The sequence below is a fragment of the Streptomyces sp. NPDC056296 genome, from assembly GCF_042268605.1.
In the GTDB taxonomy this organism is placed as follows: Bacteria; Actinomycetota; Actinomycetes; order Streptomycetales; family Streptomycetaceae; genus Streptomyces.
Genome location: NZ_JBHJRX010000027.1, coordinates 9791 through 16480, shown reverse-complemented (window position 1 = coordinate 16480; position 6690 = coordinate 9791). Strand labels below are relative to the sequence as shown.

The 6690-nt window shown below is 71.1% G+C and carries 5 protein-coding genes; 3 read left to right on the top strand and 2 right to left on the bottom strand.

The window, feature by feature from the left end:
• Nucleotides 1-180 precede the first annotated feature (180 nt).
• Together ACFCZF_RS20785 and ACFCZF_RS20780 are read right to left on the bottom strand one after the other, a co-directional pair.
• Entirely contained in the window at nucleotides 181-1470 is a 1290-nt protein-coding gene (locus ACFCZF_RS20785) for an MFS transporter (RefSeq protein ID WP_376672894.1), read from the bottom strand.
• 489 nt (nucleotides 1471-1959) lie between these two features.
• A complete protein-coding gene (locus ACFCZF_RS20780) occupies nucleotides 1960-2811 on the bottom strand; it encodes a FadR/GntR family transcriptional regulator (RefSeq protein WP_376672893.1) in 852 nt (283 codons plus the stop codon).
• 240 nt (nucleotides 2812-3051) lie between these two features.
• Here ACFCZF_RS20780 and ACFCZF_RS20775 point away from each other — a divergent pair, with 240 nt between their 5' ends.
• From ACFCZF_RS20775 to ACFCZF_RS20765, 3 genes are read left to right on the top strand one after another with little or no spacing between them, the layout of a single operon-like run.
• Nucleotides 3052-3894: a fumarylacetoacetate hydrolase family protein gene (locus ACFCZF_RS20775; protein WP_376672892.1), complete on the top strand. Its 843-nt coding sequence runs from the start codon at nucleotides 3052-3054 to the stop codon at nucleotides 3892-3894.
• 39 nt (nucleotides 3895-3933) lie between these two features.
• Nucleotides 3934-4860 (top strand): VOC family protein, encoded by a 927-nt coding sequence (locus tag ACFCZF_RS20770; protein WP_376672891.1) that lies wholly within the window; start codon nucleotides 3934-3936, stop codon nucleotides 4858-4860.
• 4 nt (nucleotides 4861-4864) lie between these two features.
• Entirely contained in the window at nucleotides 4865-6499 is a 1635-nt protein-coding gene (locus tag ACFCZF_RS20765) for a bifunctional 3-(3-hydroxy-phenyl)propionate/3-hydroxycinnamic acid hydroxylase (RefSeq protein ID WP_376672890.1), read from the top strand.
• Nucleotides 6500-6690 lie beyond the last annotated feature (191 nt).

The window sequence follows — 6690 nt, the reverse complement described above, 5'->3', positions numbered from 1 at the left end:
GCTGGGGGAACGGAGAGCAGGGGAAGGAGAAGAAGGGTTGCAAATGGTGTGCGGGGGGGGGGGGGGGGGGCGGGGGGGGGCGTGGCGTCTCCAGGGGGGGGCGTGGCCGGTTCTGGCCACCCCCGTGCCCCCCCCGGACCTACCTGGCGGTGATGGGTGTGGTCGCCGAACGGCGATGTGCTAACCGGTCGCGGCGGCCGGGTCCTTGGCGGCGGGTTCGGCCACCCGCTCGCGGCGGGTGCCGGCGAACATCGCTGTAAGCGCGGCACCGAGGAGGGCGGGGATCACGAAGGCGTAGAAGCCGGCCTTGGGCGAACTGATCATCACTGTGACGACGGCCAGGTAGCTGGGGCCGACGATGGCGCCGATACGGCCGACGCCGAGGCTGAAGCCGAGTCCTGTTCCGCGCAGGTGGGCGGGGTAGGAGCGGGCGACGAAGATGTTGACCAGATTCTGGGTGCCGAGCGCGCCGAGACCGGCGACGGCCGAGGCGATCAGCAGCACGGGCCGGGACTGGGGCGTGCTGAGGGTGATCATGGCGACGGCAGCGAGGACGAAGCTGGTCACGGTGGCGGCCTTGAGGAAGCCGCGGTCGGCGATCACCGCGGCTCCGATCGTGCCGATGACGGCTCCGGCGTTGAAGGCGATGGCGAACTCCAGGGACGAGCTCAGGTCGTAACCGGCCTTGACCATCAGCGTCGGCAGCCAGGTTCCGGCACCGTAGACGAGAACGAGACCGGTGAAGGTCGCGGCCCAGAAGAGCAGCGTCGCTCTGCGGTACTGCGGGGTGAGCAGCTGTCCCAGCCGGTTGGCGGACACGCCCCGGCCCTCGTCCGACAGCTCCGGAGTGGTTGCTGCGGCTTCCGGCTCAGGGGCGTCCTCGGCCTTGGCGGGCACCAGGCGCCACACGATGGGGACGAGGACGAGCGGCAGCACGCCGAAGAGGAAGAGGCTGCGGAAGTCCCAGGCCGGCAGCAGCGCCCGGCCGAGGATGCCGGTGGCGATGCCGCCGATGGCCACGCCGGTCAGTGCGGTGCCCACCTGGAGCGAGCGCCGGGCGGGTGTCGCCGACTCGCTGACGTAGGCCGTGACGAGGGGGATGAGAGCGCCGAGCCCGATGCCGGTGGCGAAACGGGTCGCGGCGAAGAGCTCCAGGCTGCCGGCGACGGCACTCAGGAGCATCCACAGGGAAAGCCAGGCCAGGCTGATGACCATCGGCAGGCGGCGTCCCCAGAGGTCTCCCGCCCAGCCGGCGGCGATGGACCCCAGCGGCATACCGAGGGCGGTGAGGCTCCCGAGCAGGCCCAGGGTCGACTTGGTGACGTCCCAGTCGGGGTGGGCCAGGAGAGAGGGGCCGACCGCACCGAGGATGAAGAGGTCGTAGCCCTCGATGCACAGGATGACCAGGCCGAGGGCCACGGCCGTGCGGGGGCGGGCCGTGAATCCGGCCGTGCCCGGGGTGGTGTTCATGTCCGTACTCCTCAAGCAGGGGCTGCACGAGTGGTGTGCACGCCGGTGCGCGGGGCGTCCGCGAGGAAGGGACCCGGCAAGCATGTGACGCGGGCCGCCGTCGGCGGGAACGTGCTGCCGAGGGGCGGAACGGTGCAGACGCTGTGCTGGTGCACAGAGGCTGCCGCACAACCCGGCACGGATGAGAAGTGTGACGGGCGACGCTGTCGGGATCGCGGGCTCGGTGTCCCCGGCCGCGCCTGACGGCGCGGGGGCGGCACATGCCGTCGGTGAAGCGTCGCTGGGCGTCGCCTTCGGCGAGATTCCACGGCGTCATCCCGAAGACGGGAGCCGGTGGCAGTGGGCCACCGGACGCCGAAGGGCGCTGCCGTGAACTGGCTGCGATGCTGAGGGGTGCGGCGACGGGTGTCAATACCCTGAACGAGGGACGGCGCGGAAACGGGGCCTGGCCCCACGAGCCAGGTCCCCCGCGCACTGTGAACGCACTGGTCAGCCGGACTGCTGAGCGTTCGCGGCGGCCTGGAGGCTGGTGTTGTGCTCGTGGATGAGCCGCAGCGCCTGCTCGCGGTCGCGTCGGTCCACGGCGTCGACGAGGTCGCGATGCAGTTCGTGCCGGTGCGCGATGTACTCGCCCAGCGGCTGCTCACTGGTCGGCAGAACGGACAGGGTGTGCGACTCGATCAGGTCCAGCAGGCTGGTGTAGAGCGAGCTGAGCAGAGTGTTCGGGCTGATCGCGGCGATCGCCGCATGCAGCCGCCAGTTGGCGTGGACGAAGGCGACCGGATCGGCTGCGGCGACCGCCTCCTCCATGGCGCTGATGTGCCGGCGCAGGCCGGCGATGTCGGCCGGTGAGGCGTGCCAGAGGGCGTCCTCGATCAGCAGCGGGTCGAGGGCGTCGCGGATGCGGACGGCGTTGGCGACGTCGTCCTGCTGTGCGTCCAGGGCCAGCACCGAGTTGCCGAGGCGGACCATGGGGGGCTGCTCGGCGCTGAAGAGGCCGCCGCCCGGTCCGGGCTTGACAGTGACCAGCCCGCGGGCCTGGAGCAGGCGCAGCGCCTCGTTGAAGGTGCCCACGGACACCTCGCACAGGGTGCGCAGCTCCTCCTTGGTGCCCAGGCGTGCGCCCGGCGCCACGGTCTCGATCAGCGCGGCCACCCGGTCGGCGGCGCGCTCGGCCCGTCCGGAGACCGTCTGCCGCCCAGCTCCGTCGCCCCGGGCCGCGGCCCGCGGCCTGGCGGGGCCGGCCGCGGCGCTTCTACGCAGGTCGGCACGGCTGTCGGCATCCTCGGGGCCCGGCACTTCGGCGCCCGGGCGCCCCGCACGGTACGGGGTGGCAGTCACAAGCAGCTCCTCATTGATCGCCATATTCATCATGTTCATTTTGCCGATAGGTCTTGACGGTGCGGTTCACGTGAGCGCAACATCAGAGTAATCATCATGCTGAATAGCGGGTGGGGGCAAGGGTCCGTTGTCGCTGGCGGATCCGTCGCTCCCGTCGGCTGGTGAGCACTTCCCGGCGCGGCCACTTCACAGTGCCGCTGCGGGAACTCGCTCCTATCCGTAGCTTCCTGGAGTCACATCATGCGTATCGCCAACCTCTCCGGCCGTCTGGCCCTCCTTGTCGACGGCAAGGCCGTCGATGTCGAGCGTGCCAGTCGCGGCCTCTTCTCCGCGGAGCCGCAGGCCGTCTACGAGCGGTGGGCGGAGTTCAAGGTCTGGGCGTCCTGCGCCGACCTGCCGACCGGTGAGCCGTTCGAGCCGGCCGAGCTGGGCTCGCCCGTTCCCGCGCCGCGGCAGACGCTGGCGATCGGCCTCAACTATCGGGACCACGCCTCCGAGTCCGGGTTCGTCGCCCCCGAGGGGCTCCCGCCGGTGTTCACCAAGTTCGTGACCAGCATCAGCGGGCCGGTCACCGAGGTGAAACTGCCCGCCGGTGGGAAAACCGACTGGGAGGTCGAACTGGTCGCCGTCATCGGACAGCGGGCCGAAGCGGTGTCCGAGGCGGACGCCTGGAAGTACATCGCCGGCCTGGCCGTGGGTCAGGACATCTCCGAACGTGTGGTGCAGCTGGCCGGTCCCGCGCCGCAGTTCAGCCTGGGCAAGTCCTACCCCGGCTTCGCCCCGATCGGGCCGTGGCTCGTGACGCCGGACGAGTTCGACAACCCCGACGACCTCGAACTGCGCTGTGTGATCAACGGCGAGGAGGTCCAGAAGGGCCGCACCCGGGACCTGATCTTCTCCGTGCCGGCGCTGATCGCCGGACTCTCCGCCGTGCTGCCCCTGCTGCCCGGCGACGTGATCTTCACCGGCACCCCGGCCGGCGTCGGCCTCGGCCGCGACCCGCAGCGCTTCCTCGCGGCCGGTGACGAACTCGTCACCACCGTCGAGGGCATCGGCGAACTGCGTCAGACCTTCGTCGCCTGACCGGCCGGACCGACGGACAAAGGAGTCAAGGAGTCCCCCATGGCACTGCACCGTCTGACCTCCATCACCATGGGGGTCCCCAACGTCGCCGAGACCGCCGCCTACTACACCGACTTCGGTCTTTCTCCGGACACCGACGGCTGGTTCACCACCCAGGACGGCGGACGCCAGCTGCGCGTCGTCCACGCGCCGACCCGCCGCCTGGTGGAGGTCCGCGTCGGCGTCGACACCCCCGACGACCTCGCGGCCGCCGCCTCCCGCCTGAAGCGGCTCGGCATCGAGAGCGTCGTCGAAAGCGGGACGCTCACGGCGTACGACAAGGCCACCGCCGTACGCGCCGTCCTGGAGGTCGCCCCCCGCCTGGTCCAGGACCTGGTCGCGGCTACCGTATACAACGGCCCCGGCCGCCTCGACCGAGTCGGCATGCGAGCCCCCGGCATTCTGCGCACCGACCGGGTGCGGCCCCGCAAGCTGGGCCACGCCGTGATCGGCACGACCGACTTCGACGCCACGACCGCGTTCTTCCGTGACGGTCTCGGCTTCAAGGCGTCCGACTACATCAAGGACCACGGGGCGTTCCTGCGCTGCTCCACCGACCACCACAACATCCTGGTCCTGGCCGCGCCGGTCGCCTTCCTGCACCATTCCTCCTGGCAGGTCGACGACATCGACGAGGTCGGCCGCGGCGCCGCCGCGATGCTGGAGGACAACCCCGAGCGCCACATCTGGGGCCTGGGCCGCCACCACGCGGGATCGAACTTCTTCTGGTACCTCAAGGACCCGGCCGGCAACTTCAGCGAGTACTACTCCGACATGGACTGCATCGTCGACGACCAGCTGTGGACGCCGGAGGTCCTGGAGGGTGCCAAGGGCCTGTTCAACTGGGGGCCGCCGCCCCCGCCGTCCTTCCTCGCCCCCGAGGATCTCGCCGCCCTGATGACCGGCACCCACAGTGAGACGAGGTAGAGCCGTGAGCAGAAGCTCTTCGAAGGTGTACGACGTCGCGATCGTCGGATTCGGCCCCGTCGGCCAGATGCTGTCCCTGCTGCTGGGCCGGGCCGGCCACGACGTCGTCGCGCTGGAGCGCTGGCCCAGCCCCTACGACCTGCCCCGCGCTGTGCACTTCGACCACGAGATCGGCCGTATCTTCCAGGCCGCGGGCGTTGCGGAGGAGGTACGCGCGGTCACCGACCCGGTGCCCGACCACTACGAGTGGCGCAACGCCGCAGGTGAGCCACTGGTACGCATCGACTGGTCCGGCAACGGCCTCTCCGGCTGGCCCACCGCCAGCTTCTTCTGCCAGCCGCAGCTGGAGGCCGTCCTCGCCAAGGCCGCCGAGAGTCAGCCGACGGTCACCGTGCGCCGCGGCTGTGAGGTCACCGACCTGCAACCCGGCGACGAGACCGTCAGGTTGACCACGAACGGCACCGACGGCGCCGGTGAGGTCCGTGCCCGCTACGTCATCGGCGCCGACGGGGCGAACAGCTTCGTCCGCTCCGGCATGGCCACCTCCGTCACCGACCTCGGCTTCTTCTACGACTGGCTGATCGTCGACACCCAGCCGCACGAGCAGGCCGAGTGGTCCCCGATGAACTGGCAGCTGTGCGACCCGGAGCGGCCCACCACGATCGTCTCCGGCGGCCCGGGCCGGCGTCGCTGGGAGTTCCTGCGGCTGCCGCACGAGAGCATCGAGGAACTCAACACCCTCGAGGCCGCCTGGCGCCTGTTGGAGCCCTGGGGACGCACGCCGGAGAACACGACCATCGAGCGGCACACCGTCTACACCTTCCAGGCCCGCTGGGTGGACCGCTGGCGCGAGGGCCGGCTCATCCTCGCCGGTGACGCGGCGCACCAGATGCCGCCGTTCGCCGGGCAGGGCATGTGCTCCGGGATGCGCGACGCGATCAACCTCGCCTGGAAACTGGACCTCGTCCTCGACGGCCGGGCCGCCCCCGACCTGCTGGACACCTACACCTCGGAACGCAGCGAGCACGTCCAGCACGCCATCGGCATGTCGATGGCACTGGGACAGGTCATCTGCGTCCTCGACCCCGACGACGCCGCGGCCCGCGACGCCCGCATGATCGCCGCCGGCGGCGATCCCCGGACCGCGTTGCCGCCCACCCCGCCACCGGTCCTGGGCGACGGCGTCCTGCAACGCGGCCCCGACGGCACGCGTGCACCGAACGTCGGTCACCTGGCCCCGCAGTACCAGGTCACCCACCAGGGACGTACCGCCCTGCTGGACGACCTCATCGGCGGCGGCTTCGCGATCCTGACCGACGGCGCGACGCCGCTCGACGCCCTCGACGCCACGGACCGGGCCTTCCTGAGCGGCATCGGTGCGAGGCTCGTCGCGCTGTACGAGCACGACGCCCCCGTGGACGGCTATCTCGACACCACCGGCGGCTATCTGCCCCACATGCGGGAACACGGTCATGCCGCTGCCGTGGTCCGGCCCGACTTCTACCTGTTCGGCGCCGCCACCGACGGGCCGGGACTGCGCGACCTGGTCGGGCAGTTGCGCGAACAGCTCCAGCAGCCCGCGGCCACCGCCGACCGCACTCCCGCGCCGGCCCCCCTCACGTCCGTCACCGGACAGTAGGCGCCCGCACCACACGGGGTGCGACCACCCACTGCGGCGCACGGACCACCGCACGGTCCGTCCGCCGTCGTGGTCCCGGCTTTCCAGAGCCGGGAGCCCCGCCGAGGGGTTCGGGGCCCCCCCCCCCCCCCCCCCCGCCCCAGACTCTCCCCCCCTCCCACCCAAACACCCAAAAGGAAGTCGAGGGAAAA